This window comes from Bradyrhizobium sp. LeoB3 (assembly GCF_055456055.1).
Window position 1 is genome coordinate 35,466 of sequence record NZ_JBVBEF010000020.1, and the last position, 26,214, is coordinate 61,679.

A 26,214-nucleotide genomic window follows, 5' to 3' on the forward strand; every position below is an offset into this window, starting at 1 on the left:
GCGCGAAGCGCCGGGTGAGGGGATCAGGTCTATCGATAGAGCGTAACCCCTCACCCGATTTGCTTGCGCAAATCGACCTCTCCCGATGGGAGAGGTGAACACTCTGCATCACCAGCCCTTGTAGGGCATGATCGGCGTCTTCTCGGCGCTCGCCTTTGGCCAGACCGAGACGTAGTTCTCGCCGTCCTGCAGCTGGATGATGAGGCCGGACGCCAGGATGTTCTGGCCCTTGTCGTCGAACTTGACGCCCTTGTAGCCCATCATGATCTGATCGGGCTTGAGGTCGGTCGCCTTCAACGCGGCCTGGACCTTAGCGGGTTCCGTCGAGCCGGCGCGGTCGATCGCCTCGCACAGCACGAACAGCGCCTGCATCTGGCGCGCGACGGTATCGTCCATGTCATCGCCGCTCTTGTCCTTGTACATCTTGGCGATGATCGCGGTCGGCGAGCCCGCGGGACCGACGCTCCAGGACGAGCGGTTGAAGACGCCTTGCGAGATCTTGCCGACCGCCTTGATGAAGGACGGGTCGGAATAGCCGGAGTCGTCGGCGAGCAGCATCGGCGGCTTGTAATCGAGCGCCTGCATCGTTTTGGCGAACAGGATCGCATCCGACGTATAGGAGATCGCGATGACGACGTCGGGCTTCTTCTCCTTGAGCTGCAGCACCTGGCTCTGCACGTCGGTCGCGTTGGTGGCATAGGCGACGTCGAGCGCAACCGCGATACCCTTCTCCTTGAACGCCGTGGTGAGGGTGTTGGCGACGGAGGCGCCGTATTCGGTGTTGTCGTGGAGGATCGCGATATTGTCGGTCTTGGCGCCGGCAGCCTTCATGTCGTTGAGGAATTCGTAATAGACCCGCGCGAAATCGGTCGCGATCGGCGTGACGCGGAAGAACCATTTGAAGCCGCGCTCGGTGAGGTTCGGCGCCACCGACTCGCCGTTGACGAAGGGGATGTTGTATTTCTCCGCGATCGCGCTCGCGGTCAGCGTGATGCCGGACTGATAGGCGCCGGTCAGCGCCACCACCTTCTCTTCCGTGATCAGCCGCAGCGCCTGGTTTTGCCCGGTCGCGGGGCTGCCCTGGTTATCGGCGTAGACGATCTCGACCTTGGCCCCGCCGAGACCTGCGAGGCCGCCATTCTTGGCGAGCGGGAAGTTGCCGAGCTCGGGATGGGGGTTGTTGATGATGTCGAGCGCGACATCGAACGCATGCTTGACGTGAACGCCGATGCTCGCCGCATTGCCGCTCATCGGGAAGATGCCGCCGATCTTGACGGTCTTGCTTTGGGCCGCGGCATTGCCCACCAGCGCGGCCGACATGGCGGCAGCCGAAAACAGCCCGATGACATGTGAAAATCTCATCTTCGAACGTCTCCACTATCCCTTGCCCGATGCCGGGCTTTTTATGCATGGGAAGCGCACGAGCCGTTGCAGCCCCCGCCCCCAATTTTCTTGGTACACCAGCATCGCATGGCACCCTGACCTCGGCAAGCCAAGCCAGGTGCGAGTCCGCATGCGCATCACGCGAGCCGATCGCGCTATCGCTGCTTCAACGCTAGGCAATTCAGCGCTGCACGTGCGGCGTGCGCATTCGAGCGTAAGGTGGGCACGTCACTGCGGGTGTGACGCCGCGTTAGGCGTGACGGAGTTGCTCTTTAGGTGCTCATAAAGCTGACGGCGATGACCGCAGCCGTCTCGCGTTCTGCGAGCAAGAATCTAGGCCACATCAAAACCAACGGCTGCTCCGATGCCGATCGCCTGCAGTGGAAAGCCGGTTTCGGATCAAGCTGTTGCGGGATTAGCCAATCTGGCTGGGGAACCTGGATTCGAACCAAGACAAACAGAGTCAGAGTCTGTTGTGCTACCGTTACACCATTCCCCAAAATTGCTCAACGGCTTCAATAGCTTAAGTCTATAGCCGGGGCAATGCCGGCGGGCGGGACCATAGCAAATCGCCGCCTCGCTGCGAGGTCCTTCTACTGTTCGGTCCGGGCCTTGGCAAGCAGGTATGGCAAGTGTTTCCGGGCAAAAATGCGGCCGGCCGGCGCGTGCAGCCGGCTAACGAGCTAACAATACGCTCGCAGGGGTAACACGCGCGTAGCGCTATCGCTTCATCGCCATCCGAGCCCAGCGCCCTCACCTTCCGCTGCGCACCTGCATGACAATCGCATTGAGCCTCGTATTGAGCCCTGCGAGATCGACGCGGCCGATGCCGGCTGTGCCAAGACATTTCTTTCCGCAGCCGCCGCCTAGCCCCGCCGGCTTGCCGAAGGTTGCCACCGGGACGCTGCCGGTGACGGGAAATCCGCGCGCGAAGAGCTTGGCGCGGAGGCAGTAATTGACCGAGAGATGGGAGAAGCGCGTCTCCCCGTGGCCCGCGCGATATTTCATCGTCGCTGTGCAAAGGTCGCCACCGGCAAGACGCCATGCCTGCGCAAGATAGGTCACCCCGTAACGGATATTGTTTTCGGGCATCGCAAGCTCGGCATCGCTTCCCGTGAAGCCCAACATGCGCGCCGTCGACGGCAGGATCTGCATCAACCCGATTTCGCCGGCACCGCCGATTGCGCCGGGGTTATAACCGCTCTCCACCGCCATCACCGCCTCGGCAATGGCCGGCGCCAGTCCCTGCCGCCCGGCCTCCTTCTCGATCAGCGCGCGGTAGTAGGCCAGCGCGTCGCTGCGGTTCATCGGCGATTGGGGCTTGGCCGGAGCTGAAGAACCAGCCAGCGGTCCGGCAGACGGCGGGCCCGGTGCGGGAGCCGTGTCCGCAGGCATCTCGATCGCGGCGTAACGGACGGCGAAACTCGCATCGTTCGCGGCTGGCTCCGCCCGGCCGGCAGCCGTCATGAACACGGCGGATAGTACCGCCATTGCCGCCACCAAGCCGCGCCATCGCTGCGATGCCGGTGCCGGCACGTTCAATCCTCCACGCGTGTCTTCGGACGCAACGAGAGCCGCATGCGCAGCGGCTGCGGCATATCGAGCGGCGTGCTGCCAACGCCATCGCCGATCAGAAGCGTGGACAGATCATGCGAGGCGTCGTCGTCGAGGCCTTCCAGCTCAATGCGCTGGACTTTGCCATCGGGCATCACCCATACGCGCACGACAATCGACGGGGACGCCGCCCTGGCATCAGATGCGCGCCTTGCGACCGCGTCATGGAAGCGGAGCGCCGGCGTCGATTCCGACGCCAGGCGCTCCTGCAATCGAAGCTGCAGGCGCTTGGCAAAGTCCTGCCAAGCCGCCGGCGCTGGGTCCGCGTTCAGCCTGCCATCCACGTCGGTTGCGGCCTTGGCCGAGATTGGCTTGGCCCCGAGCAAGACGGCAAGCGCGCCGAGCGCTGCGCCGAACCAGCGCGCGCTTCGTCGTCGCCACAAGATGCGGCTTCCGCCGGTATGGATAGCGGCCTTCGTCCGCATCTGGCGCGGCTACTGAACCGTGTGGGGCACGTCTGTCTCGGCGACGCGATCGCGATCCGTCGCAGGCGTCTGCAAGGCTGTGCTGGCAGCGGGCGCATTCGGCGCCTTGGCCTTTGCCAGATTGGCCAGTTCTTCGCGCAGATAGGCCACGAGCTGCTGCACCAGGTGATCCCAGATTTCGATCTGCGCCCGCAGATTGTTCTGCGTCACGCCGCCCGCCACCGAGAAATCGAGCGACAGAGCGAGGAACGGCGGGCTGAGCTGCAGGCGCGCGAACCGGCGGGTCGCATTCCAGCGATTGATCAGGTCAAGCGGCAGTTCGCCCTGCACCTGCAACACGGCGATGAGGGCGACGTCGATGAAGCTCTGCTCGTCGCCGGCGATCCGGTTTCCGGGACGGACGTCGAACGCAAGCCCATTGGTCCCGGAGCGCAGGTAGGAGATGTTGGCGACCGGGTCGGTCAGGGTCTCGACGCGATAGCCGGCGAGCTGAAACAGTTCGCGCAGGCTGTCGAGCGTCAGTTTGGTGATCGTGGCGTCGGACATGGAAAACTCCGTAACAGGCTTGGGGTGAGCGGATCGTCAAATGGCAGCGGAATGCTGCCGGCGTGTGTTGCAGACGTTGCAGTGTTCCGACGACCATCGTTGCGTCATCGGCATCAAGGCGGCGCTTGCGGGCAGCACCTGGGAGGGCCATGGCGCCGTCCCGGGCGAACGCTGCTGCGCGATCAGGGCGCGCGCCGCCTGCGCCAATTCGGGCAGCACCTGGTCGGTCAGGCAATCGCAGGCGGCGAGGCCGAGGCCGACATGGCGCGTGGTGGTGCGGGACGATGCGGTGGCCGGCCCGCCGGCGTCTTGCGGATCGGGCACCACAAGACCGGAGCGGCCGGCGGCGAGGTCAGCGGCGAAGCGGGCCTCGATCCGCAGCACCGGCGCACGGGCCTCCTCGCCAAGCCGGTCGTTGACCGGCAGATGCGCCAGCGTCAGCCGCGCATCCGCGATCAGCAGCCGCAGATGGCGCAGCATCTCCGCCCCCTGCGCCAGCACGTCGTCAAACCGGATCATGGTGCCGAGCAACAGATCGGCTTCGAGCTCGAAATGGACGCGCTGCCCGTCGACCGTGGCCGGCACCACCTTGCGGATCTGCCAATAGGTCACCTCGCCGATGCGCGCGTCATGGCCGTTGAGCTCCAGGCTGCAGCGGATCACCACACGGGTCAGGCCGTCGCCGTCGCGCGCGAGCTGATCGCCGAACTGCAGGCAGACCCGGCACCCGGCCGGCAGCACATGCCGCCGCCAGGTCGCGAGCACGGCGCCGCGATAGCCGCACATCGCAAGCAGCGTCCGCAGCCCGCCGGCGGTCAGCCTCCAGTCCGGCGCCGGTTCGGCGATGGGCGGCACGGCGGCCATCGCACAGATTACCGCGCCGCCGGCGTCGGGCCGCCGATCAGGCTGGAGAGCGCGAGCTCGTTGATGACGGGCGGATTCTGCTTCAGCAGCTCGGCGAGGTAGGCCCGCCGCAGCATCGCCGCGCGCTCGCTGCGCATCTGCTGCACCAGCACCTCGCGCACCTCCGGCAAGGTCCTTGTGTAGGACGCCTTGGTGTCGGTGAGCTTGATGATGTGCCAGCCGTCGTCCAGCTTGATCGGCTCGGCGATCGCGTTCTTGGCGAGCGCCATCACCTGGGTGCGGATTTCCGGCCGGATCTGGGTCTCGGCCAGCCAGCCAAGCTCGCCGCCATTCTTGACCTCGCCGGTCTCGTTGGCGAGCGCGGCGAAGTCGGCGCCGGGGGCCTTCAGCTTGCGCTGGATGTCCTCGACGGTCTTCTTCGCCTTGTCCTCGGCGGCCTTGTCGGCGTCCTTGGCCACCGCCACGAAGATCTGCGCCAGCTCGAACTGCCGCGGCATCAGGAACGAGGCCCGGTTGGCGTCATAGACCTTCTGCAACTCGTCCTCGCTCGGGAAATTCGCCGGCGGGGTCGCGACCTGCTGCAGATAGAGTTCGGCGACCGCGCTCTCGCGCACCCGGTCGAGCTGCTCGGCGATGGCCGGCTGCTGGTCCCACTTCTTGGCCGCGACCTCCTGCAGCACCAGACGGTTGGCGAGCATCAAGCGCACCGCCTGGCTGAGCAGGTTCGGATCCTGCCCGAACGCGGCGCGCTCGCGCGGCCCGAGCGCGGCGACATAGGCCCGGATCTGGTCGGCCGAGATGTTGGTGCTGCCGACCCGGGCGATCACGTCGTCGCCGGCAGCAGACTTGGCGGTGGCCGCGCCCTGCGTCGTCGCCGCCGGCTGCGGAGCCGCGGCGGCGGGGGCCGCGGGCTTCGGCTTGGCGACGGCCTGCGCCGGACGCTGCGGCGCCGGCGGGGCCGCCGTCTGGGCGAAGGCCGTTAGCGGCAGCGCGGCCAGCGCCGTTGCCATCATCGACACACGGAAGGATCGCATCAGGGGTGCACCGCGGAGGGAGGAGATGTTCATGGTTCTGCCTTCTGGTCGAGGATCCTGTCGCCGCTGTCCTGGATCCTGTTCTGGATTTCCACCCGCCGCAGCCCCAGCATCGGCTCATGCGCGACGATGGTGTCGCCGATCGTGACGCTCTTGTACTGCTTCAACAGCTCGCGGCCGGCCTTCAGCATCTGGTCGTTCTTGGCGACGCAGCCCTTGGTCGCGGCCTTGTAGGCGTTGGCCTCGCCCTCGAACTTGGCCCGCGCGGCGTCCTTGTCGCGCGCGACATTGGCCGCCTCTTCATAGGCCGACTTCCATTTCTCCAAGGTCTCGTCGCGCTCGGCGAGGCGCTTGTTGAACTCGTCGACGGCCTCGCGATGCTGCTTCTCGGTCTGGCGGACCTGCGCCTTGGCGGCGTCGACCTGGGCTTTGGCCGCGGCCTTGTCCCGCTCGGCGTCCGCCAGCTTGGCCTGCAGCGCCGTGCGCTGGTCCTCCAGTTGCCGGGTCTGCAAGGTGGCGCTGCGCAGGCCTTCGCGCAGCCGGTCGGTCTCGGCATCGGCGCGGGCGGGTCCGACCTGCGAACCCACCGCGACGGCCGCCGTGAGGAAGGTGAGGATGCGTATCTTCATGATCAGAACTTCGCGTTGAGATCGACCAAGAGGACGTCGACGGCATAGGGCGAGCCGGCGATGCTGTTGGCGCTCAGCCAGCGCATCGAGGCCCACACGTTCTCGCTGAGGCCGACATTGGCGCCGAGGAAGTAGCCCTTGAGGTTGGTGCCGCCGAGCCCGAAATCGGAATCGGCGAAGGCATCGAGCGTCGCGTCCGACTCCAGGTATTTGTAGCCGACATGCACGTTCCAGTCGGCGAAGTGCTTGATCTCCTTGTTGCCGACGGTGACGCGCGCCATCCAGCCCATGTCGCCGCCGTTGAACGGGCCAAGCACCGACCCGCTCGCGGTACCGGCGCGGTTGTTGATGGCGATGCCGGGGACGTTGGACACAGGCGCAAGCCCGGTGCCGGGGACCGTCAGCGCGCGATTGAACGCTGAGTTCCAGACAAATTCGCCGTCGAGCACGATGTGGAACGGATGGAATTCGCCGAGGTCGAGGGATGCGCTGGCGACCACCGGGCGGAATTTCTGCAGCAGCCCGAAATACTGATATTGATTCAGCTGGCCAAAGTTATTCCAAGTGCCAGATGCGATGTTGCGCAACGCCGAGTAGGTGTTGCCCTTCTGGGCAAACAACGGCCGCGACAGGTCCGAGCTGCAGCCGTCGGCACGGTCGAGAATGTAGCAAAGGTCGGAACCCTGTCCCTGCACGTTCTCGAAATCATAATAGGCCACGCCGAAGCGGAATTCGCTGACCGGATCGAACCGCATCGCGAAGCCGCCCTGGGCGCCATACAGCCATTTGTCATGGCTGGCGTACTTCGAACTCTCCGGCAACACGTTGTTGATACCGGCATTGAAGTCGGTGTTGAAGATCGGGAACGCACCGGCCACGCCGAACGCCGTGATATCAGGCATCACTTCCTGCTTGGCCTGCACGGCGACGCCGTCGAAGCCCAGTTCGCGGTACCAGACCAGATCGGTCGGCGACCAGAACGGATTGTCGAAACGCCCGACCTGCGCCACCACATCCTGGTTCGGGAGCTGATACTTCAGGAAGGCACGATCGAGCCAGATCGAATATTTCGAGAAATTCGAGCCGCTGCCGCCCAGCGTCTGGTTGGTCGAGACCGGCGAGTTGCTTTCGCCGGTCGCGATCCGCAAGCCCGCCGCGAAGCCGTTGGTGAGATCGGCATCCATGCCGAGCCGGGCGCGCAGCCGCATCTGGTTGCGGTTCTGGTAGGTGTTGTACGTCGGGAAAGGCGCGTTGGTGCTGCCGACGGCGACGTCGTAGGCTGAGCCGGTGTTGACTGAGTTGAAATTGTACAGCCCCGGATCGTTGCCGGTCGGGAAGAAGCTGCCCATATAACGAGCGCGGACGTCGCCGTAGAAGCGGATGCGCTGCGCCCATTCCGGATACGCGCCCGGCGAGGCCCAGTTCTCCTTCTCGGCCTTTGCCATCACTTCCTTCTTGATGTCCTCGCGCAATTGCCGCTTCACGATTTCCGGCACATAGGTCACGTGCCGGGTGCCGGGCGGATTGGCTGCCGCCGCGGCCGCGGTCGCTGCCTTCGCGGCTTCATCCGCCTTGCTGGTGGCGTCCTTGGAGGCCTGGCGCGACACGTAGGCTTCGTCCTCGGCCTGCTTGATCAGCGACTGCGCCTCATCCTCGCTCAGCAGCTTCCGCTTCACCATGAGGTTGAGCAGATTGACCGTCGTATTCGGCGAGGTCGGCTTGGCATCCGACACCTTCGGCCGCTTGGACTCCAGCTTCTTCTCAGGCGCACCGGCCTCGTCCGCGGGCTGGCCAAGTGCCGGCGCCACGCAGGACAGCGCAGCCAGCGAGACAGCGAGCAGCAGCGTGCGCCGGCGTGCACCTGGATTAATCTCAAACATGTTGTCCCCAGTCCTCTTGTAGTCCGTTGTGTTTGACAAACGTCGCGTTAGCTCGGCCGACGCGCGGTCACGCGCGTCACCATCGGCATCGGCATGTCTTTCGGCGGCGGTTCGCGCAGCGTCAGACTGCCGAGAATGTCGTTACGTATCAGCGCGTCGAGTTCGGCATCGCCGGTCGATGGCACGAGCTGAACCCGGTTGATGCGGCCGGTGCTGTCGGCCCACAGGCGGATTTGCACCTCCATCACCGCCCTGCGCGTTCGGTTGTTGGCGCGCAGCGCGGATTCGATCTGCGCCTGCACCATCGAGGCGTACCAGCCCCAACGGCTGCCACCGCCGCCCCCACCGCCGTAAGGACTGCCGCCCGGCTTGCCGCCGAGATTGAAGAGATCGCCCGGTCCGGTCGCCTGCGCGTCAAGCGACAGCGGCCCCGGCGGCTCGTCGTTCTTGGCGTCCTTGACCGGCTCGTCCCGCGGCTTCTCGATGGGCTTTTCTTCCTTGAACTCCGGTTCGGCCATCTTCGGCTGCTCGATCATCTTCTGCTCGGGCGGCGGAGGTGGCGGTGGCGGCGGAGGTGGCGGCGTGATGTTGACGATCGTGATCTCGCGGACCTGTCGCGGCGGCGGCAGATCGTCCCCGCCGAACAGCCAGTAGCCTGCCCCGCCGAACAGCAAAGCGATCACCGCAAGCGCCGCGCCGTAGCGCATTCCGGGGCTGCGGAATATAGAGCGCTGACGATCTGACGGCTCGTCCGGCAGATTCCAATCGTCCCGAAGCTTGCTCACGATACGACCTCGACCTGCCGCAGACCGCGATCGCGCTCAGCGAAATACTGAAAGACGAATTCGACGAGCCTTGTGAATTCCTTCGTCTCCAGCGTCAGCGCCAGGACAGGCGCGGCATCTATCTTCAGATGAAAGGTTTCGTCTTCGGCGTTGAACTCGACATAGGCGTCGCGGTCGATCGACAGGCGCGGCCGGCGGCCGCGCGAGATCGTCGCCAGGAACGGATCATCCTCCAGCTCTCCGGCCGTGACGCGGCCGCGGAGCTCGTTCGCCAGCTTGACCAGAAGCGCTTCGCCCCGAATGGGAAACGGCAGAACGACAGAACTCACGCAATCCCCTCCCTTCGTGGCATCGGAGGCAAGGTTATCGAGAGCCGGCCCGACCAGCCGCAGCCGGACGAGCGCTCGCTGCAGCGCATCGAGCGCACGCTCATAGGCGCGTTTGCGCCGAATGGGCGTGTGAGGAAGAGGCGTTGGCACCGGGATCGACGATCGCATCACTTCACGAGCGGTTTGGTGGCGAGTCCAACCTGGTTGAGGCCGATGCGGCCCAAGAGGTCGAGCACGTCCATCACGCTTTGGTACTGGGCCTGCGCGTCGCCGCGCAGCACCACGGGGAACTCCGGCGTCAGCGCCTTCTGCTGCACCAGGCGCTGCTCGAGCTCGGGCAAGGTCACCGGAATGGTGTCGAGGAAGATCTTGCCGTCGTTGGCGACCGTGATCGCCTTGGTGGTCTGCGTCGCCAGCGACGGCGCGGCCGAGGCCTTCGGCAGGTTGACCTTCTGGCCCTGCACGGTCGCCGTCGTCATGATGATGAAGATCACCAGCAGCACGTAGGCGAGGTCCAACATCGGGGTGATGTTGATGTCGTCATACGGCTTGGAGTCGCTCTGCAGCTGCATCGCCGTTTACTCCGCGGCCATGCGGTGCAGGGTCGGGTCCGGCCGGTCGGCGGAATAGAACTCCGCCATCTTGGTCACGAACTCGTCGACGAAGACCTGGATGTCGCTGGTCAGGTCCTTGATCTTGGAGATCAGGTAGTTGTAGCCGAACAGCGCCGGGATCGCGACGCCGAGGCCGGCCACGGTGGCGACCAGCGCCGCCGCGATGCCGGGCGCGATCGCGTTGACGTTGACGTCGCCGGAGGCCGCGATCGCCGCGAAGGTGATCATGACGCCGACCACGGTGCCGAGCAGGCCGAGGAACGGACCGCCGGAGATCGCAATGGTCAGGATCACCATCAGCCGGTTCAGCCGCTGGATCTCCTTGACCACGCCGCTGTCGAGCGCGGCGCGGATCGCCGCGATCGAGGCGCCGGACAGCACCGGGGCGGCGCCATTCCGGAAGCGGTGGCGGATCTCCTCGGCGCCGATGTGGTAGATGCGGTAGAGCGAGGACGCCTTCATCGCCTTGGCATCGGCCGCCGACAGCCGGCCGCCGAGGGTGGCGACGTCGGCATCCGCGCCGCGGTCGAGGATGGTGAGGTCGTCGGCGACCGCGCGGAAGTGCTTCATGAACACCGCGTTGGCCTTGGCCTGGCGGTTCAGATAGCCGGAGCGGTCGACCATCACCACCCAGCTCAAGGCCGCCATGATCACCAGGAGGCCGATCACCACCCAGCCGTCGAGCGTGACCGACTTCAGGATCACCGCGAAGTAGCCCGACAGCCAGCTGCCGGTTTCCTCATCGACGCTGAAGGCGATCAGCTTGGCCTGGTCGGGGCCCTGCCCGACCGCGGCGAACTTGATGAAGCCGGCCGGCCGCGCGATCTTCGCGATCTGCAGTTCGTCGACGTCGCCGGCAAAGCCCGCCATCGCCGCGACCGCGACCGGCGCCGCGGCGGCGGCATCGTCCGCCGCCGGCGCCGCGCTGCCGTGCGCAGCCGTCGCAGCAGGGGACTGCGCGGCTGCGGACGGGGCGGCCTGGGCGACCGGAGCACTGGAGGTTGCAGACGTGTCACCTCCGATCAGGGCCACCGTGTTCAGCGCCGGCAACGCCGCGGCGACCGACGCGTAAGGAGTGCCGTCCAGCATCAAGGTCACCTGGCCGTTATTGGCGACCACCGCCAGATGATGCCAGGTGCCAGGTGCGACCGGCGCCCCGGCGCCGCTGCGCTGCGCGGCGCCGGCCGTGGTCACCTCGACGAACGGCGCGCCATTGTCGAGGCCGATCACCAGCGCGTTGCCGGCCGCCGCATCGCGGCGGCTGTAGAGCGCCGCGTTCGGCTGCGCCGCCGCCGGCTTGATCCACGCCGACCAGGTGAACGCGCCACCGGCGGCCTGCGTCAGCGACGGCGAGGCCGGCAGCGTCACCGGGTTCTGCCCGGTCAGCCGCACGCCATTGCCGATGAGCGCGCCGTCCGCCGGCTGGCCGACGCTCTGGGCGTTGTTGGCCCACACCGAGGAGTCCAGCGACGGCGTGCCGCGCTCGTTGAAGTGATAGACCAAGAGCGTGTCGGGGTCGTAGGTCGCCTTGGCGTCGGCCGCAGCCAGCGCCTTCTTGTTGCCGTAGTAGAGCCAGATCTCGGCCTTGGCCCCCGGCTGCAGGTTCGGCACCGCGACCCAGAGCAGCGCCTCGCTGAGCAGCCCGTCATATTTCTCGACGTGATACTTCAGCGGCGTCTTGTCGTCGCCGGCGACGAAGCGCAGGTCGGAGCCGTCGTCCTTGGCGGAGCCAAAGCGGAAATTGCCGGTGTGCAGCCGCACCAGCACCGGCGTCGTGCCGATCGGATCGGTGATGTTGGCCCCGGCGGCGCTGGCATCGATCGTGATCTTCTTGCGCAATTGCCATTCATCGTTCCACCAGGCGTTCGCCGGCGCCGCCAGCGCCAGCACCGCCACCACGGCCAACAGCAGCATGGCCGCCGCGTTCGCGGCCGCGCGCCTCGCACCGCTCCCCATGGCCCGCATCTTGTCCCATCCCATCATCATCAGAATTCACCCCAGAGCCGAACGTTGAAGCGCGGGTCGCCCGCGCGCGTATAGGTTTGGCTGACCATCGGAACGGACAGCGCGAACATGCCATTGAAGGCGTTGAACACCTTGAAGCGGGTGCCGACGCCGTAGCTCCACAGGTTGAACGCCGACTGCTGATCCGGCAGCGGCTTCTGGATGCTGACATGCGCAGCGTCGGCAAAGGCGAACAGCCGCCACTCGTTGAAGGTGGTGAAACGCGGCGCGCCCTGGCCGGTCTCGTCCTTCATCTCCTTCTGCAGCATCGGGCCGAGATCCGGGCTGCGGAGCTCCAGATTGCCGATCACGCCGTCATCGCCGAGCACTTCGGATTCCAGATAGCCGCGCACGGTGTTGAGGCCGCCGGCGCTGAGCTGCTCGCTCGACACCAGAGGGCCGTCGGCGACCTGGGCCTGCACCTTGCCCCAGAGCTGGAAATTCTCCGGCAATTCCTGGGTGTGCGCGACGTCGACGTTGAAGTGCGTGAAGCTCGGCGAGGCGTAATAGCGCTTGGCGTCGAACTCGGTCCAGTCGCTGCCGAACGGCCGCAGGCTGTAGGTGATGCCGGCGTTGAACTGGGTGGTGAAGGTCTCGTTCTGGAACGTCGCGCCGTAGCTGGCGACCACCGGATAATAGGTCACCGGCGAGGCGAAGCTGTCGGTGCCGAGCCCCACGGTCTGGTCGAAGTGCTTGTAGTCGACCCCGACCGACAGCGTCTGGAAGAAGTTCTCGCGGCCCGGCAAGGTCATCACCGCGCGGCCGCCGATGATCTCGCCGGGGCCGACGATGTTGGTGCCGCCGACGGTGGCGACGTTGCTGCTCGACTTCACGCCGTAGAGCAGAAAGCTCAGCCATTCGACGTCGGGAATCCGCGCCAGATACGACCCCGAGAACACCTCGGCATCGCCCGGCCGCTGCGGCGCCACCTGATAGGTGAAGCTGGCGGAATGCCCGAGTTGCCACAGATTGTCGTAGTGCACGGTGGCGATGAGGCGGGCCGGCGTGGTGTTCGGCGAGTTGGCGTTGTTGATCTCGACGGTGCCGTGCAGCGGCGCCTTGTCCTCGACATTGAGGTCGACATCCACCGTGCCCGGCGCGACGCCAGCGCGCAGCGCGGGCGTGACCCGCCGGTCCGGCCATTGGTTGAGCGCGACGATGTCCTTGGTGACATCGTTGAAATTCGGCAGCGTGCCCTCTTGCAGCGAGGCCGCCCGGTCCTTGATCTGGTCGAGATCGAAGTAGCGCGAATTCTTCACCCGCAGCCGCCCGACCTTCATCTCCGCCACCTTGAGAATGACGACCCCGCGCAGCGCATTCTGCGTCGGCACCGACACGCTGACGGTCTGAAAGCCCTTGTCGCGATAGGCCTTCTCCAGCGCCGCGCGCGCCTTCTCGACGTCGTCGGCGCCCTTGTTCGGCCCGAGGAACGGATAGATCGCCTCCTCGATCTCGATCTGCGGCAGCTTGTCGGCGCCCTGCACCGCGAAATCGTCGATGTCGAAGCGTTGCGCCGGCGCCGCCGCAGTGTCCGCATTCGCGGGCTGCTGCGCCGTGGGCGCATTCGCCGGCTGCGGCGCCCTTTGCGGCGCCGCGCCTGCCTCACCCCACGTCAGCGCGCAAAGACCGCCGGCGATCACCGACACGACAGGCCTCAGGCCGAGCAACACCGTTCGGGCGGACGCAGGTCCGCCACGCTTGTAACCGATCTCAGATTGCACGGGCGCTCGCTCGTCTCCTGGGCACGCACATGACGACACGGCGGAATGCCGCGTTCATGGTGCCTCACTTCAACAGACGATCGAGCCGGAACGAGACTGAATCAAAGTCTTAAGAAATTTTTGCGCGCCTTACGATTCGCGGACAGCGCGTGCGCCGTGCGGATCACCAGCGAAGCGCGCGGCGCAAACCACGCGGCATCGGGCTTTCCCGGCGTCGTCCCGGTCGTGATGCTATTTCAGATTCAGCAACAGGCGCAGGCGCAGGGGCTGCAGCATTTCCGGTGGCGGCGCCTCCCCGACATTGCCCCGCGTGAGGATCTTCCGCAGATCAGCGTCGGCCTGCGCATTGTTGAGCGGAGGGAAGGTCACCTTTTCGACCGAGCCGTCAGGATTGAGCCAGGCGCGCACCTCGAGCATCTGCGGCGCCCCGTCCTCTTTTCCGCGGTGTTCGCGAAGATAGGCCCGGAAACGATTGCCGACCTCGTCATCCGCTCCCATCCAGTCTTCAAAACGATACCTGACCAGCTTCGCGAATTGAGTCCAGTGCGGCGGCGCCTTGCTCGCCTCGCGATATTCCTGCGACCGCGCTGGCGCGGAAACCAGCGTCGGCGAAAACGTCGCCACGATGGCTGTCGCCGCAACCCAACCGGCTATCTTGGACAAACTCATTTGCCACATCCGTCCCGCCTCAATTCTGCAAACACGTGACCCGCGCCGAGATCGAGGCCGCTCGGCTGGCGCGCGAGGTCGTGGCGACGATCTGGGATCGGTCATCTTCCGCGACACGAACTCCCTTGGAGGCGAGGAAACTCTTGGCGTCCCCTGCCTCCACCGCGACCACACGGCTCGATCCGGTCCTGCGGCTTATGATCCCTTGTACCAGGCCACGACTGTCCAGTACCGGCGCACCGCTGGCGCCGAAGGTGACATCCGTATCTATCTGCAGCACACCCGACTGGCTGCCTGGGCTTCCCGCCACGGTCGCGTTTGCAAACATGCCGCGGTTGGTCGCCAGCTTATCGTAAGCGGAGGCAAACACCATGTCGTTGGTGCTCACGCCGACCGTATTCGGGAAAACCGCCGCCAGGCCCAGAGTCTTCGTCACCTTGATCAGCGCGATATCCGCGCTGGGCGACAAGGCCACGAGCTGCGCCGCGAGCGCCCGGCCTTCCTTGAAGACAATGAGCCGCGAGCAATCTTCCGCCGCATGACGGGCGGTCAACATATGGCCCTTGTCGTCGACAAAAAAGCCGGTGCCGGTCTTTTGGCGGTTAGGCGCCGTAGGCTCCTGCGTGCGCGCCAGGGGCGAAACCTCAGACCGCTGCTGATGCGGCGCGAAATTCCCAACCGCCCAGCCGATGTCATGAGCCTCGGCGCGCCAGGCGGCCGCCGTTGTCAACCCCAGCAGTCCGAAACCGACCGCGATGCCTCGGATGACGGTGGCCAACCCGCGACACCGGTGCATGCCATCCGCATGTCGCGGCTTGATCATTGAATCCTCTTTGTCCTGCAATTTGTCTGGCAGACCCGTTTTCGAACAATTTGTCGCGGGGCGCGGAGTCCGTTCAAGACGCGAGCGAGATGACTTTTCTTCGAATCGTCATCCCGCTCTAATTCTTTATTTGAGCATGATCTTTTCGGAAAACCGGTCTCCACTTTTCCGGATCATGCTCTAGCTCAGCAACACGATGCCTCCCGGCAGAGTCCGCGCCGTGGCGCCGAACAGGCCGTGGGCCTGAGCGATGAAGTCGTCGAGGTGATCGAGATGAAATGTGCCCGAAATCATGCGGTGCCCAAGCTGCTCGTCCATAACGACAATCCTGCCCGGCCGGTAGCGATTGATCTCTTGGACCAGACGATTGACCGGCCAGTCGCGGACGATCAGAAGACCCTTTCGCCAGCCATTTGCCTGTTCCAGATCCGCCTGCGAGGCGCGTCCGAGCCCCATCTCCGCCGAATAGGATATCTGCTGCTCGCCCGAAATGGCGACGCGTTGTCCTTTCCATTCGACTTCGACGGCGCCTTCAAGGCACGACACCGAGACGGCACGATCGAGACATCTCACATTGAAACTGGCGCGACGCGTCGTGACGCGGCCTCCGGCGGCATCAATGATAAGCGGCGCGGGCGCGTCGCGCTCCGCCTGGACGGCGGCCTCGCCCGAAATCAGCTCGATGCGCGGAGCCCCCTGCTCGGATCGCACGGCGATGCTGGTCTGGGTGTTGAGCGTCAGCGAGACGTTGTCGGCCAAGGCGATGTTGCGTCGTTCGCCCTTGCCGGTCCGATAGTCCGCCGACAGTTCCTCGAACGACGGCCATAGCCCCATCGGCGGACGGACCACCATGTACCCGGCGGCCACCGATGCGGCGGCAGCCATCGCGCCCCCGATCAGCGCCCGGCGGCTGAGCCTGTCGCGCGCGTCGCGTGGACTGCGGCGTTCAACATTCACAAGCTCTTGGCTTGCGAGCACGCGCGTCGCCTCGCCGAAACTGCGCCACAGCCTCACGGCATCGCGGAAGGCGGCCTCGTGCTCAGCGCTGCGCCGCCGCCAAAGCGCCAAAGCGGCAGCATCGTCCGACGTCGCCGACCCGGAGTGCAGGCGAATAACCCACGCAAGCGCCTGCCGCAGCAGCGGGTCAAGCTCGGAAGGAATATCGTCGCCTGCGGTCAAGGCCAATCGCTCTTTGTTGATTCTCCCGCCGAATGACTTCGGCGTACTCAGAAATACCGCGTCCTCATGCTCTATAGACGATTGACGCAAAGGAAGACTGAATCGAAAATGCAGCCTATCCGCACTTTCAAGCTCTTTGTCGCTATAGAAAGTGCATCTTTCAAAATTTTTCTTGAAGATTCGCGATCCGCGCCGGCATTCAACCGTGCGCGTTGGAAAAACGCCGCTGGAGCATGATCCGGAAAAGTGGAAGCCGGTTTTCCCTCGCGACAAACGCGAAGCGTTTGCGCAGGAAGATCATGCTCAAACAAAGAGACGAGATCATGATCCGATCCGTCCAATCGGATTATGATCTAGACAGCCTGACAAGCACGTCTCTTGCCAAGATGCAAGCTACTCGCTGGCCTTCCCCTTTGGACGCGGCCCGAGGCGCCGGAGAACGGTGCGGCCTAGCCGACGGCTGAGATGCTCCATGGCATGCTGCAGGTCGAAATCGACCGTGCGCACATTGATGCCAAACCGATCCGCGATCTCGCGGTGGGGCTGATGATCAAGATGGGCCGCGATAAATACATCGCGCCGCCGGGCGGGCAATTCTGCGAGAGCCTTCTGAAATTCCGTCAGCTCGATGCGCGATTCCGTCACCATTGCCGGGTCCGGACGGTCGTCGGGGATGACGTCCATGATCGCCGCGATTTCCGAGGCGTTCAACAAGTGCCGATCGCTTTTGCGCCGATCCTTGGCGACATTCAGCGCGGTACGAAACAGATAGTCGACGGGGCTATGAATCGGCACCGCATCGGATACTCGATCGACCCTCAGAAACGCTTCGTGCAGCGCCTCGCGCGCGAAATCCGAGGAGCCAAGGCAACGCGTCAGACGCCTAGCCAGGCCCTCGTAATCAGCTGCGACTGTCTCTCGCAGAGATTTACTATTCGAATCAGACACCTACCAGCCCCGCGACGCCACGCCCTGCGTTTCGCAGATCGTAGTCAGTCCCACTATTTTCCCTATCCACCGAGGATGACACTCGCGTGACGGACATCAGTCACTCGCAAGCTGGTCGGCGATTGCGCCAATCGAACCACAGGTGCGGGAATATTAAGATACCGCGGCCATTCAGCCGGAAGCCTTGCAACGGCTGCGCCCCGAGAATCGTTTGATCGCCCCAGCATCGAGTAAGATGTCGCCGGAGCTTGAGGCAACCCCTTATATTAGTCGCTTACAGCGCGTGGATCGAGATCATGAAGCGGATCGGGAGCGGCATGTTGGGCGGCGCCTGCTGGCTCAACACCAGGCCACGCAAGCTCTCGGCGATCGAGCTATCCCGATCAAAGTCGCCTGTCGACCCGTCGAGTTCGGCCCTGTCTATGACTCGCGAGGACGGCGTCACCCATAGTTTGACCGCGACCCGATATTCGCCTCGCCTGGTCCGCCCGCCCTTCTTGAGCGCCTTCTGAATGTCCGATTGCAGGAGGCTGATATATTCTCCCAGATTGCGATCGGGAGCGTCGGTCGTACCGCGAACACGTAACGTTCCAAGCGTTATGTCCGCGGAGACTGGGGAATGGATGGGCGGCTCGTCGGGATCCGGCACGGACGCCGGCGCGAGCGTCACGGCGTTGGATCGGCTATAGCGAACCCTCAGGTCAGTATCGGCCAGGAGCATCAGCAGCGCGGCCTGCGGCGTAAACTCGCCGTTGACCGACGGCGAACGGAAGCCGGCTGCCGAGGTCGTTTCGAACATCACCTGGACGCCGGCCTGCTGGCTGTACGCCTGCAGCGCGTCGATCAGTGGCTGCGCCGGGATATTGAATGTCATGAGCCCGCCCGGCGGCGTCCGCTCGTTTCCAGATGCGACGGTAACCCCTACCAAAATGACAAGTAGCGCCGCGACCTTCGCCAAGGTCCAGGCGCCGAGGCGGGGTAAGTTCATCCTCTGCCGGACTTGCGCCCGGGACGAAGCGATTTGGCCAATACTTAGCATCACTGACAACTGAGCCGTCTCGCCGGCTACTTCCTCGCAAGGGCCTTCGATTTCGCGCAAGCAGATCCCGGAGGTCGCGCCATCCCTCGGTCCTCACATCGTACCTTCCTATGTCAACCATATGACAGATTGCCTGACGGCGTCACCTGCCCGACCTTGGCACATCAGCCGATACCGCCGCGGCCGAACGAGCGCACGCCTCGAGACGATGACGCGGGAAGCAGCTCGGATAGGTTTCGCGAGCCGGCCGAGCTCAGCGGTTAAGGTCACAGAGGATTTACCGTCAGTTTCGAACGCGTGCTTTTGAAAGCGCCGCCCACTTTCCCATTTGCAATGTATGGGAGCTGCGAAGCGCTCCGACATATCGAACAGATCGAAAGTTGCCTCGCAAAGCAGGCGTCGGCGCACTGCCGCGCACTTGCACACGATGGTGAGGATCGAAGTATGACACAGATCGCGGTGGCCTACACCAACTCCACAGTCGAAACTGAAGCGGTGCCGGAGGTTGCGTCCCGCCGGCATGCGATTCATCAAATGCTGCTCCCGTTTTCGGTGGCCTATTTGATCGGCGCCTTCGTCACCGATCTCGCTTATTGGCGGACTGCGCTGGTGATGTGGGAGAGATTTTCGGTCTGGCTGATTGCGGCCGGATTGGTGATCGCGGCGCTTGCGGCCATCGCCGCCGTGATCGATCTCCTGATCGACAGGCAGAGGCCGGCCTGGTTTCGCGCACTCACCTATGTCGTCGCGATCCTGCTCTCGATCGTGAATGTCCTCGTTCACAGCCGCGATGGTTACACCGCTGTCGTGCCGACCGGCCTCGCGCTCTCGGGACTCGTCACGATCCTCCTGCTGTCGCTGTTGGTGGGAGGCTGGGGCTTGACCTATGGCGATCGCGCAGGAGCAGCCAAATGACCAGCTTGTTCAATCTTGCCCGTGCGGCGAACCTGCCGCGCTTTGCCACCGTGGCTGTTGCCGCCGCCGCGGCCTTGAGTCTTGCGGGCTGTGACGACAGCGGCGGGAATCCCGCAAGGCAGATCGGCGCCCATCCGTACTTGCCGGAGGTGCAGCAATATCTGCTGCCGCCGATCAGGATTGCGCGGCCAGCTCCGTGGGGTGACGAAACGCCGAAGGTGGCGGAAGGGTTGCAGGTCCGTGCATTGGCCACGGGGTTCCAACATCCGCGATCGCTTTACGTACTGCCGAACGGCGACGTGTTGGTGATCGAAAGCAATGGCCCGAAGGCCCCGGTCTTCCGGCCCAAGGATCTCATCACCGGTTGGGTGCAATGGTTCGCCGGCGCCAAGGCCGAGGATGCAAATCGCATCACGCTGTTGCGCGACACCAATGGCGACGGCATTCCCGATGTGCGCACCGTATTCCTCGACCACCTCAACTCACCATTCGGCGTTACGCTGGTCGGCCACGATCTCTACGTCGCAAACACCGATGCGATCGTCCGATATCCGTACGAGGATGGACAAACCAGCATCACCGCATCAGGCACCAAGCTGACCGATCTTCCCGGCGGGCCTATCGATCATCACTGGACCAAGACCTTGCTCGCGAGCCCCGACGGCGCAAAGCTCTATGTCGGTGTCGGCTCGAACAGCAACATCACCGAGAACGGCATCCAGGCCGAGTACGAGAGAGCCGCGATCTGGGAGATCGACCGCGCGAGCGGCGCCCATCGCATCTTCGCCAGCGGCGTGCGCAATCCCACCGGGCTGCAGTGGGAGCCCGAGACCGGCAAGCTCTGGGCCATCGCCAACGAACGCGATGAGATCGGCCCCGACCTCGTGCCGGACTATCTGACCTCGGTGCAGGATGGCGGCTTCTATGGTTGGCCTTACAGCTATTATGGCCAGCATCTCGATCCGCGCGTCGAGCCGCAACGCCCCGATCTCGTGGCCAAGGCGATTGCGCCGGACTATGCCCTGAGTTCTCATGTGGCTCCGCTTGGCCTCGCCATGTACACCGGCAACAACCTTCCAGCGCAGTATCATGGAGGCGCGTTCGTCGCCGAGCATGGTAGCTGGGATCGAACCCCGCTCAACGGCTACAAGGTGGTGTTCGTGCCGTTCAGCGGCGGCAAGCCATCCGGTCCTGCGCAGGACGTCGTCACGGGATTCCTCAATGCGGACGATCGCGCGCGCGGCAGGCCGGTTGGCCTCGCGATCGATCGGGCGGGTGCGCTGCTAATCGCCGACGATGTCGGAAACACGGTGTGGCGGGTGTCCGCCACGAGCCCAGCGGCCCAAACCAAGTCGGACACATAAGCGCTAGAGGAGCCCAAGGAGCAAGGCAGAGCCGGGCGTCGTTCGCGACGTCCGGCTCCGCCATCATCGGAATAGCGCGCGGCCCGCGAGCAATGGCAAGAGCGAGATTGCACGCATTTGCGAATTCGCACGGCCGCCACCCCTCCTCGACCAACCTGCGCTTCACAAATAACCGCGGCGTGAACTCGCTTGCCTGCGAGCACAGCAAGCTCACCGATTTGTAAGCAGCATCCTCTCAATCGGACGTGAACTCATTAAACGCCTGTTTAGTGGCCCCGCCGACCACGCCTGGCCTACGTTCAGCTCGCAGCTAACTCGAAGCGAGAGCGTGATCGCCATGAACAGCTCAGTGCACGTTACCGGCCCCGACCGGCTTCGACCTCGGCACGACACAAACTCCGGGCTTCGACCGAAGTGATCTGAAATGTGCGTTTCAGCAAAAACCGTCGCTCTCGAAAGACCGATGCAACGCCTGCCCCTAATGATCGTACTGCCTCGACATAGCGCGGGCCTCGACCAGCACTCGACGCAAAGCGTCGGGCGCAGATAGGAACCTTTACAATGGAACAATACTCTCTATTGGACGCAGAACAGGAACAGCAATTTGCACGCCGTTGGCATGAACTCGGCGATCAGGCCGCGCTGCATGCGCTCGTCAAAAGTCATCTCAGGCTTGCAGCCAAGGTAGCGCGGCATTATCGCGGATATGGTCTCCCGCTCCCCGATATCATCGCCGAAGCCAATGTCGGTCTGGTCGTTGCCGCGCAACGCTTCGAGCCGGACCGTGGCTCGCGGTTTTCGACCTACGCATTATGGTGGATCAAGGCGAGCATTCACGAATACATCCTGCGCTCCTGGTCGCTCGTCAAGATCGGCACCACCGCCGCTCAGAAAAAACTGTTCTTCCGCCTCAGGAGCGAAATCAGGAAAGTCTCGAACAACCAGACCTCGCTCACGCCGGAAATTGCCAATGTGGTCGCCGAGCACCTGGGCGTCACCGCTGCCGACGTGATCGAGATGGACGGCCGGCTGCGCGGCGATTTTTCCCTGAACAAGCCGATGGACGACGATGGACAAACGGCGGAATGGGAGACGATGCTGGTCGATAATTCCCCTGACGCCGAAGTGATACTGGCGGAGCGGGACGAGACGACCCAGCAGACGACCGCACTCTCAGCCGCGCTCAAGGTGCTGACACCGCGGGAGCGACAGGTCTTCGAGGCGCGGCGCCTCACCGACAACCCGCCCACGCTGGCAGAACTCGCGAGCCGGATGGACATTTCGCCCGAGCGCGTGCGGCAGATCGAGAACCACGCCTTTGAAAAAGTGAAGCGCGCAGCGGTCGGCTATCTGAGGACCGATCGATTGACGCCTGATGGCACGACGAGCGTGCCGCCGCCCACGCAACGCGACCGCCTGCAGAGGAACGAGTCGGGTCATGAACGGGTACGCGCGGAATACGAAATGCAGATTTAGAGCATGATCCGGAAAAGTGGATACCGGTTTTCCGAAAAGATCATGCTCAATGCCCTAGAGGCGGACTGAGGATCTCACCTTGTCCCCCTGCAAGACACGGAGGCTGCGACATGCTCGCGATGATGAAGCGCTTCTCGATCGGTGCCGGTTTGATCCTCTCACTCAATGCACCTTTCTTCGCTCAAGCATTTGCCGCTCCGGCTTCACAGGGCATCTCGACCGCCGGCCGCGCCACGCCCGAATTTCGCCCCGGCGATCTTGTCCGCCTGCGCTCAGGCGGCTCATTGATGACGGTGGACACGGTCAAGGACGATCAGGTCGATTGCTTCTGGACCGACGGCAGCGGCCAGACCAACAACGCGACCTTCCCCGTCCAGGTCCTCCGAAAATTCTGATGCCAAACAGACATCGTGGGGCGGATTACGCCGTGTACCCACAAACCCTGCGGCGTGATGCGACGAACGCAATGTCCGCTTTGCCCCTATAGCGGCCGAGTTCGTGCGGCAGCGCAATATGTCGCGATCGGCCAAACCCCGAAATGGCTCGGTACTATTTCATCTCGCCCATCGGCGACAATGAAGGATTATCCTTGTCGCCGCTGGTGAATCGGCCGCTCAGCGGCCCGAGCGATGGATCAATTCCGCCACGTTCGGCAGTATCCTCATCACGACCGCATCGAGTCCGGCTGAGTTTGGATGAAATCCGCTCCTTCGCACATTGGGCTGCGAGTCGTCCCCGCGCACTGTCAAACTTCGGATAGAACAGCATACCGTGTTCGCTGGCGAACTGGAGAACATCGCGACGAACGCCTTGCTATTTCCTCGCCTAGGCAGGCGCGAGCCCGCGCTCCAAAGCGCAGCCCGATGAGAGGCTTCGCGGAAACAATCCAGAATCGTTCCGCGGAAAGGCTCTGGACTGTTTCGTCGCTTCGCCCCTCGCAATGACGAGTGGAGAGCGTGCCTCGGGCTATTTCGGCCTCCTGTCAAGCTACTGCGAACTCGAGTGGCATGCCCTTTTCGATTCGAGTCAGGCGATTTGCCAGACCGAACGTGCGGAAGACATCGGCGAGTTGTTCCTGGCTCTCCCGCAAGTGGCCCCAACCTTCGTTGTGAACCGAGACCAGTCTCGAATTCGGAAACGCGTGCGCGGCTTCCAAAGCATCCTCGCTACCCATTGTCATGCGGAAACGCCCTCGCGGCTCCGCGGCACCGGTGTACAGCACGACAACCTTTGGAGAGAAGCGGCGCGCAACGTCCGCGGTGCCATCGAACCAGAGAGTATCGCCGGTGATGTAGATGAGATCACCCGGCTCATTAACCCCGAGGGCAAATCCAACCACGTCGCCAGCGTCGACCCCGATCGGTCCATGGCGTGCCGGTGTCGCCGTCACGAACAGCTTCGTGCTGCGACCCACCTCGAGCGAGCGCGTCTCGAACGGCCTCAGGCCGACGACACTTCCGCCGAGACGCTGCGCCCCCGACTTTGTCGTGTAGGTCACACCGATGCTGGGCAGAAGAGCGCGGCCAGAGTTGTCGAGATTGTCGAAATGATGGTCGTGACTCAGCAACACGGCGTCGAGCCTGCCTATCTGCTCGGTCGAAAGGGCGGGCCCTGCGGTCTTAAGGTGCTTCACAGGGCTATGTGGTCCCTGATACTGCCCGGGCGGGTCAAACGTCGGATCCGTCAGCAGGCGAATGTCGTCAATCTGAATGAGGACAGTCGGGCCGCCGATCAAGGTCAGCGTCATATTCGAGGCAGTCATGGCCACTCCTGGTCGATCGCGCTGTCCGGCCGAATGTCACACACGGCGGTAACCTTCGGCCAAGCCGTGCACTCCATCAGGCCGACGGCCCCGAAAGACCGGTCTTCTGCACAGGACCACGATCGAGATACGGGGTCTTGTCGCGCGTCTTCAGCGCCCAATTCGCGATCTCGTCCTTACGGGCAAACCAGACGGCTGGCTTGCTCTTTGCGTATGTGAAAAAGCGATCAAGGGCGCGCACGCGATTGGCGTGACCGGAAAGGCGGTCATGGACCGCCATCACCATCATCCGACGGCGACTGGCCCCTTCCTCATAAAGCTGATCGAATTCGTCCTTGAGCGACTGCTCATAGGCAGCCGGGTTATAGCCCTCGAATGGATAAGACACGATGTCGTTCAAATGGAAGGTGTAAGGCACTGTGACGAAATCGCCGCCCCTGACTGGCAGAATGAACGGCTCGTCCATACTGGCTTCGTCCAAATAGTAGGTGAAACCCAGCTCTTTTAGGATATCGAGTGTGTGCGGGCTATTGCGTACCCAATAGGCGCTCCATCCCTTCGGCATCTGGCCGGTCGCGCGCTCGATGCTGTTCATGTTGTCGATGATGAACTGCCGCTCATCAGCCGGGCTCAGATCATAGCTCGCCGACCAGGTGCGGCCGTGGGCGGCCGCTTCGTGTCCGCGACGCACGACCTCTTGTGCCAAAGCGGGATCCTTGTCGACGGCTTGCCCGATCATGAAGGCGGTGACCTTGATGCCGTGCTTGTCGAACAGGTTGAGCAAACGCGGCGTGCCCTCGTAGATGCCGTACTGGAACACGCCGTTAGTCGGCATGTCCGGCAAGCCGTCCTTGATCGGTTCGGGGATCACGCCAGGAGCGCCGGAGAGGGGCTGACCGCCGCCTTCGTACATTAAGGAAATGCTGATCGCGAGACGCGCGCCATTGGGCCAGAGCGGGGAATTGTCTGTCATTGTCGCCTCCTTTCCTTCGACCGTTACATTCAGCGTCATTGCAGCAGCCGAGGCACCGGTGGAGGTCAGAAATTCGCGGCGGTTCATGATGGACCCTCCAAATCCGGGATCAGAAGTGCTGACGCGTCGCAAGTCATTACGCCTACGGATCGTCGAGGCCCACCAGGGCCTTGATGGAGTCGGCGAACTGCTTCTGGCTCTATCAGCCGTGGCTACCGTGAACAATTTGGCTCATGCAAACATTCGGAGTAGTCTAAAAAAATGACTTTCTTAAATACGAGATCTGTATGAATGATCGCTTCACCTCAATGCGGCTGTTCGTGCGGGTCGCACGGAGCGGCAGTTTCTCCGTGGCAGCGCGCGAGATCGGGATTACGCAGCCGACCGCGTCCAGGATCGTGGCGGCGCTGGAGAAGCAAATCGGCGTCGCATTGTTGCTGCGCAGCACGCGGGCTGTGACGCTCACGGAAGCCGGCGCGGATTATCTCGCTCGGTGCGAGGCGATCCTCGCAGCGCTCGATGAAGCCGATCATGCTGCACGGGGCACCGGTGAGTTGCGCGGCACCCTGAGAGTGGCGGCGTCTCCGTCCTTCGCTTCTCGTACGATCATGCCAAAGCTCGCCAAGTTTAGCGATCGGCATCCGAAGCTGCGCATGGAATTTTCGCTCGACGATGCTCGGCACAACCTCATCGAAGATTCCGTGGACGTGGCCGTCAGGATAGGCTCCCTCGATGACAGCACCGCTGTGGCGCGCAAGATTGGCACTCTTCACCGGGTTCTCGTCGCCGCCCCGTCGTACCTGGCGCGAGCTGGTGCTCCTTCCGTGCCGGCTGAGATCACCAAGCACACGCTCATTGTGGGACCTGCGGGTGGGTCTTCAGAGGCATGGTCGTTTCGTAAAGCCAGAAAGGCTGTTTCAGTTCGCATCCAAGGACGATTTGTTATCAGCGCGACGGAAACAGCGTCTGCCGCTGCAGTTGCAGGCTTGGGTATCTGTTCGACCAGCCAGGGAAGCGTTCGGGCTGAGCTGCGGTCGGGAGCACTCGTCAGGATCTTGCCAGACTGGGAAGTTGGTTCGGCCGACATCAACGTGATTTTGCCGGCTGGGCGCGCCGCCAAGGCGTCAGCTCGTGCCTTCGCCGAGTTTATCGCGGAGCGAGTTCATGAAATGGAGCGGGACTTTCCCTGGGAAGGAAATTGAAATCGCCGGTATCCGTGACCTCGGGTCACTCGTGAG

At 63.7% G+C, this 26,214-nt stretch carries 27 protein-coding genes and 1 tRNA gene; 6 read left to right on the forward strand and 22 right to left on the reverse strand.

The genetic code is table 11. The features are described 5' to 3' along the window. Positions 1 to 108 precede the first annotated feature (108 nt). The 17 genes from ACZXDY_RS16245 to ACZXDY_RS16325 form a co-directional block, all read right to left on the reverse strand. Positions 109 to 1,362 carry an ABC transporter substrate-binding protein gene (locus ACZXDY_RS16245; RefSeq protein ID WP_464346179.1) on the reverse strand — a complete coding sequence of 418 codons (1,254 nt, stop codon included), beginning with the start codon at positions 1,360 to 1,362 and terminating at the stop codon, positions 109 to 111. 446 nt (positions 1,363 to 1,808) lie between these two features. Continuing rightward, a tRNA-Gln gene (locus ACZXDY_RS16250) sits at positions 1,809 to 1,882 on the reverse strand. A gap of 254 nt (positions 1,883 to 2,136) precedes the next feature. Then, positions 2,137 to 2,874 (reverse strand): transglycosylase SLT domain-containing protein, encoded by a 738-nt coding sequence (locus ACZXDY_RS16255; protein ID WP_464346180.1) that lies wholly within the window; start codon positions 2,872 to 2,874, stop codon positions 2,137 to 2,139. A 47-nt stretch (positions 2,875 to 2,921) separates the two neighbouring features. Beyond that, on the reverse strand, positions 2,922 to 3,380 hold the full coding sequence (locus ACZXDY_RS16260) for a hypothetical protein (RefSeq protein WP_464346181.1): 459 nt from the start codon (positions 3,378 to 3,380) through the stop codon (positions 2,922 to 2,924). 51 nt (positions 3,381 to 3,431) lie between these two features. Then, complete coding sequence (locus ACZXDY_RS16265) at positions 3,432 to 3,968, reverse strand: YbjN domain-containing protein (protein ID WP_455997749.1); 537 nt, start codon at positions 3,966 to 3,968, stop codon at positions 3,432 to 3,434. A 36-nt stretch (positions 3,969 to 4,004) separates the two neighbouring features. Beyond that, entirely contained in the window at positions 4,005 to 4,823 is an 819-nt protein-coding gene (locus tag ACZXDY_RS16270) for a hypothetical protein (RefSeq protein ID WP_464346182.1), read from the reverse strand. Positions 4,824 to 4,840: 17 nt separating this feature from the next. Then, positions 4,841 to 5,899, reverse strand: coding sequence for a peptidylprolyl isomerase (locus tag ACZXDY_RS16275; protein WP_464346183.1), 1,059 nt, complete (start codon positions 5,897 to 5,899; stop codon positions 4,841 to 4,843). After that, entirely contained in the window at positions 5,896 to 6,495 is a 600-nt protein-coding gene (locus ACZXDY_RS16280) for a hypothetical protein (RefSeq protein ID WP_464346184.1), read from the reverse strand. Before ACZXDY_RS16280 ends, ACZXDY_RS16275 begins: the two co-directional genes overlap by 4 nt. A gap of 2 nt (positions 6,496 to 6,497) precedes the next feature. Then, on the reverse strand, positions 6,498 to 8,375 hold the full coding sequence (locus tag ACZXDY_RS16285; RefSeq protein WP_464346185.1) for a putative porin: 1,878 nt from the start codon (positions 8,373 to 8,375) through the stop codon (positions 6,498 to 6,500). Between the two features lie 47 nt (positions 8,376 to 8,422). Next, positions 8,423 to 9,160 (reverse strand): TonB C-terminal domain-containing protein, encoded by a 738-nt coding sequence (locus tag ACZXDY_RS16290; protein ID WP_464346186.1) that lies wholly within the window; start codon positions 9,158 to 9,160, stop codon positions 8,423 to 8,425. Beyond that, positions 9,157 to 9,489 carry a hypothetical protein gene (locus ACZXDY_RS16295; protein ID WP_051396804.1) on the reverse strand — a complete coding sequence of 111 codons (333 nt, stop codon included), beginning with the start codon at positions 9,487 to 9,489 and terminating at the stop codon, positions 9,157 to 9,159. Before ACZXDY_RS16295 ends, ACZXDY_RS16290 begins: the two co-directional genes overlap by 4 nt. A 167-nt stretch (positions 9,490 to 9,656) precedes the next feature. Beyond that, positions 9,657 to 10,061 carry an ExbD/TolR family protein gene (locus ACZXDY_RS16300; RefSeq protein WP_027584694.1) on the reverse strand — a complete coding sequence of 135 codons (405 nt, stop codon included), beginning with the start codon at positions 10,059 to 10,061 and terminating at the stop codon, positions 9,657 to 9,659. Between the two features lie 6 nt (positions 10,062 to 10,067). Continuing rightward, the gene (locus ACZXDY_RS16305) at positions 10,068 to 12,089 is read right to left on the reverse strand and encodes a DUF2341 domain-containing protein (RefSeq protein ID WP_464346187.1); all 2,022 of its coding nucleotides are present in this window, start codon (positions 12,087 to 12,089) and stop codon (positions 10,068 to 10,070) included. Further along, entirely contained in the window at positions 12,089 to 13,828 is a 1,740-nt protein-coding gene (locus ACZXDY_RS16310) for a ShlB/FhaC/HecB family hemolysin secretion/activation protein (protein WP_464346188.1), read from the reverse strand. Before ACZXDY_RS16310 ends, ACZXDY_RS16305 begins: the two co-directional genes overlap by 1 nt. Positions 13,829 to 14,059: 231 nt before the next feature. Next, positions 14,060 to 14,497 carry a hypothetical protein gene (locus ACZXDY_RS16315; RefSeq protein ID WP_464346189.1) on the reverse strand — a complete coding sequence of 146 codons (438 nt, stop codon included), beginning with the start codon at positions 14,495 to 14,497 and terminating at the stop codon, positions 14,060 to 14,062. Positions 14,498 to 14,516: 19 nt separating this feature from the next. After that, on the reverse strand, positions 14,517 to 15,320 hold the full coding sequence (locus ACZXDY_RS16320) for a S1 family peptidase (RefSeq protein ID WP_464346190.1): 804 nt from the start codon (positions 15,318 to 15,320) through the stop codon (positions 14,517 to 14,519). A 180-nt stretch (positions 15,321 to 15,500) separates the two neighbouring features. Further along, on the reverse strand, positions 15,501 to 16,499 hold the full coding sequence (locus tag ACZXDY_RS16325) for a FecR family protein (protein ID WP_464346191.1): 999 nt from the start codon (positions 16,497 to 16,499) through the stop codon (positions 15,501 to 15,503). 172 nt (positions 16,500 to 16,671) lie between these two features. Here ACZXDY_RS16325 and ACZXDY_RS16330 point away from each other — a divergent pair, with 172 nt between their 5' ends. Further along, complete coding sequence (locus tag ACZXDY_RS16330; protein WP_464346192.1) at positions 16,672 to 16,851, forward strand: hypothetical protein; 180 nt, start codon at positions 16,672 to 16,674, stop codon at positions 16,849 to 16,851. Between the two features lie 41 nt (positions 16,852 to 16,892). Here ACZXDY_RS16330 and ACZXDY_RS16335 read toward each other — a convergent pair whose 3' ends face one another. After that, positions 16,893 to 17,447, reverse strand: a complete 555-nt coding sequence (locus ACZXDY_RS16335; protein ID WP_464346193.1) for an RNA polymerase sigma factor — start codon at positions 17,445 to 17,447, stop codon at positions 16,893 to 16,895. A gap of 274 nt (positions 17,448 to 17,721) precedes the next feature. Further along, a complete protein-coding gene (locus ACZXDY_RS16340; RefSeq protein WP_464346194.1) occupies positions 17,722 to 18,321 on the reverse strand; it encodes an STN domain-containing protein in 600 nt (199 codons plus the stop codon). 609 nt (positions 18,322 to 18,930) lie between these two features. On the opposite strand from ACZXDY_RS16340, the gene ACZXDY_RS16345 reads away from it, so the two are divergent. The 4 genes from ACZXDY_RS16345 (at position 18,931) to ACZXDY_RS16360 (ending at position 22,636) form a co-directional block, all read left to right on the forward strand. Beyond that, the gene (locus ACZXDY_RS16345; protein ID WP_245287327.1) at positions 18,931 to 19,401 is read left to right on the forward strand and encodes a DUF2231 domain-containing protein; all 471 of its coding nucleotides are present in this window, start codon (positions 18,931 to 18,933) and stop codon (positions 19,399 to 19,401) included. After that, positions 19,398 to 20,765 carry a PQQ-dependent sugar dehydrogenase gene (locus ACZXDY_RS16350; RefSeq protein ID WP_028164567.1) on the forward strand — a complete coding sequence of 456 codons (1,368 nt, stop codon included), beginning with the start codon at positions 19,398 to 19,400 and terminating at the stop codon, positions 20,763 to 20,765. The genes ACZXDY_RS16345 and ACZXDY_RS16350 overlap by 4 nt, the downstream gene beginning before the upstream one ends. Before the next feature lie 561 nt (positions 20,766 to 21,326). Then, a complete protein-coding gene (locus ACZXDY_RS16355; RefSeq protein WP_464346195.1) occupies positions 21,327 to 22,241 on the forward strand; it encodes an RNA polymerase factor sigma-32 in 915 nt (304 codons plus the stop codon). 110 nt (positions 22,242 to 22,351) lie between these two features. Next, positions 22,352 to 22,636, forward strand: coding sequence for a DUF2158 domain-containing protein (locus ACZXDY_RS16360; RefSeq protein WP_464346196.1), 285 nt, complete (start codon positions 22,352 to 22,354; stop codon positions 22,634 to 22,636). Positions 22,637 to 22,790: 154 nt separating this feature from the next. Here the strand turns inward: ACZXDY_RS16360 and ACZXDY_RS16365 are convergent, their stop codons facing one another. The 3 genes from ACZXDY_RS16365 to ACZXDY_RS16375 all read right to left on the reverse strand — a co-directional run bounded on the left by ACZXDY_RS16365 (position 22,791) and on the right by ACZXDY_RS16375 (position 25,201). Then, positions 22,791 to 23,009 (reverse strand): hypothetical protein, encoded by a 219-nt coding sequence (locus ACZXDY_RS16365; protein WP_464346197.1) that lies wholly within the window; start codon positions 23,007 to 23,009, stop codon positions 22,791 to 22,793. Positions 23,010 to 23,223: 214 nt separating this feature from the next. After that, positions 23,224 to 24,003 carry an MBL fold metallo-hydrolase gene (locus ACZXDY_RS16370; RefSeq protein WP_464346198.1) on the reverse strand — a complete coding sequence of 260 codons (780 nt, stop codon included), beginning with the start codon at positions 24,001 to 24,003 and terminating at the stop codon, positions 23,224 to 23,226. Positions 24,004 to 24,079: 76 nt separating this feature from the next. Next, entirely contained in the window at positions 24,080 to 25,201 is a 1,122-nt protein-coding gene (locus tag ACZXDY_RS16375) for a polysaccharide deacetylase family protein (protein ID WP_464346199.1), read from the reverse strand. 62 nt (positions 25,202 to 25,263) lie between these two features. Between ACZXDY_RS16375 and ACZXDY_RS16380 the strand changes: the two genes are divergently transcribed. Next, positions 25,264 to 26,178: a LysR family transcriptional regulator gene (locus ACZXDY_RS16380; protein WP_028166480.1), complete on the forward strand. Its 915-nt coding sequence runs from the start codon at positions 25,264 to 25,266 to the stop codon at positions 26,176 to 26,178. The last annotated feature ends 36 nt before the right edge of the window (positions 26,179 to 26,214 follow it).

Excerpts from the sequence above, each read along its gene's own strand:
- ACZXDY_RS16245 (WP_464346179.1), bottom strand. The coding sequence starts at position 1,362 with ATGAGATTTTCACATGTCATCGGGCTGTTTTCGGCTGCCGCCATGTCG.
- ACZXDY_RS16315 (WP_464346189.1), bottom strand. The coding sequence starts at position 14,497 with ATGAGTTTGTCCAAGATAGCCGGTTGGGTTGCGGCGACAGCCATCGTG.
- ACZXDY_RS16275 (WP_464346183.1), bottom strand. The coding sequence starts at position 5,899 with ATGAACATCTCCTCCCTCCGCGGTGCACCCCTGATGCGATCCTTCCGT.
- ACZXDY_RS16340 (WP_464346194.1), bottom strand. The coding sequence starts at position 18,321 with ATGACATTCAATATCCCGGCGCAGCCACTGATCGACGCGCTGCAGGCG.
- ACZXDY_RS16360 (WP_464346196.1), top strand. The coding sequence starts at position 22,352 with ATGCTCGCGATGATGAAGCGCTTCTCGATCGGTGCCGGTTTGATCCTC.
- ACZXDY_RS16280 (WP_464346184.1), bottom strand. The coding sequence starts at position 6,495 with ATGAAGATACGCATCCTCACCTTCCTCACGGCGGCCGTCGCGGTGGGT.
- ACZXDY_RS16305 (WP_464346187.1), bottom strand. The coding sequence starts at position 12,089 with ATGATGATGGGATGGGACAAGATGCGGGCCATGGGGAGCGGTGCGAGG.
- ACZXDY_RS16370 (WP_464346198.1), bottom strand. The coding sequence starts at position 24,003 with ATGACTGCCTCGAATATGACGCTGACCTTGATCGGCGGCCCGACTGTC.
- ACZXDY_RS16355 (WP_464346195.1), top strand. The coding sequence starts at position 21,327 with ATGGAACAATACTCTCTATTGGACGCAGAACAGGAACAGCAATTTGCA.
- ACZXDY_RS16320 (WP_464346190.1), bottom strand. The coding sequence starts at position 15,320 with ATGATCAAGCCGCGACATGCGGATGGCATGCACCGGTGTCGCGGGTTG.
- ACZXDY_RS16255 (WP_464346180.1), bottom strand. The coding sequence starts at position 2,874 with ATGGCGGTACTATCCGCCGTGTTCATGACGGCTGCCGGCCGGGCGGAG.
- ACZXDY_RS16300 (WP_027584694.1), bottom strand. The coding sequence starts at position 10,061 with ATGCAGCTGCAGAGCGACTCCAAGCCGTATGACGACATCAACATCACC.
- ACZXDY_RS16285 (WP_464346185.1), bottom strand. The coding sequence starts at position 8,375 with ATGTTTGAGATTAATCCAGGTGCACGCCGGCGCACGCTGCTGCTCGCT.
- ACZXDY_RS16265 (WP_455997749.1), bottom strand. The coding sequence starts at position 3,968 with ATGTCCGACGCCACGATCACCAAACTGACGCTCGACAGCCTGCGCGAA.
- ACZXDY_RS16365 (WP_464346197.1), bottom strand. The coding sequence starts at position 23,009 with ATGCTGTTCTATCCGAAGTTTGACAGTGCGCGGGGACGACTCGCAGCC.
- ACZXDY_RS16350 (WP_028164567.1), top strand. The coding sequence starts at position 19,398 with ATGACCAGCTTGTTCAATCTTGCCCGTGCGGCGAACCTGCCGCGCTTT.
- ACZXDY_RS16380 (WP_028166480.1), top strand. The coding sequence starts at position 25,264 with ATGAATGATCGCTTCACCTCAATGCGGCTGTTCGTGCGGGTCGCACGG.
- ACZXDY_RS16345 (WP_245287327.1), top strand. The coding sequence starts at position 18,931 with ATGACACAGATCGCGGTGGCCTACACCAACTCCACAGTCGAAACTGAA.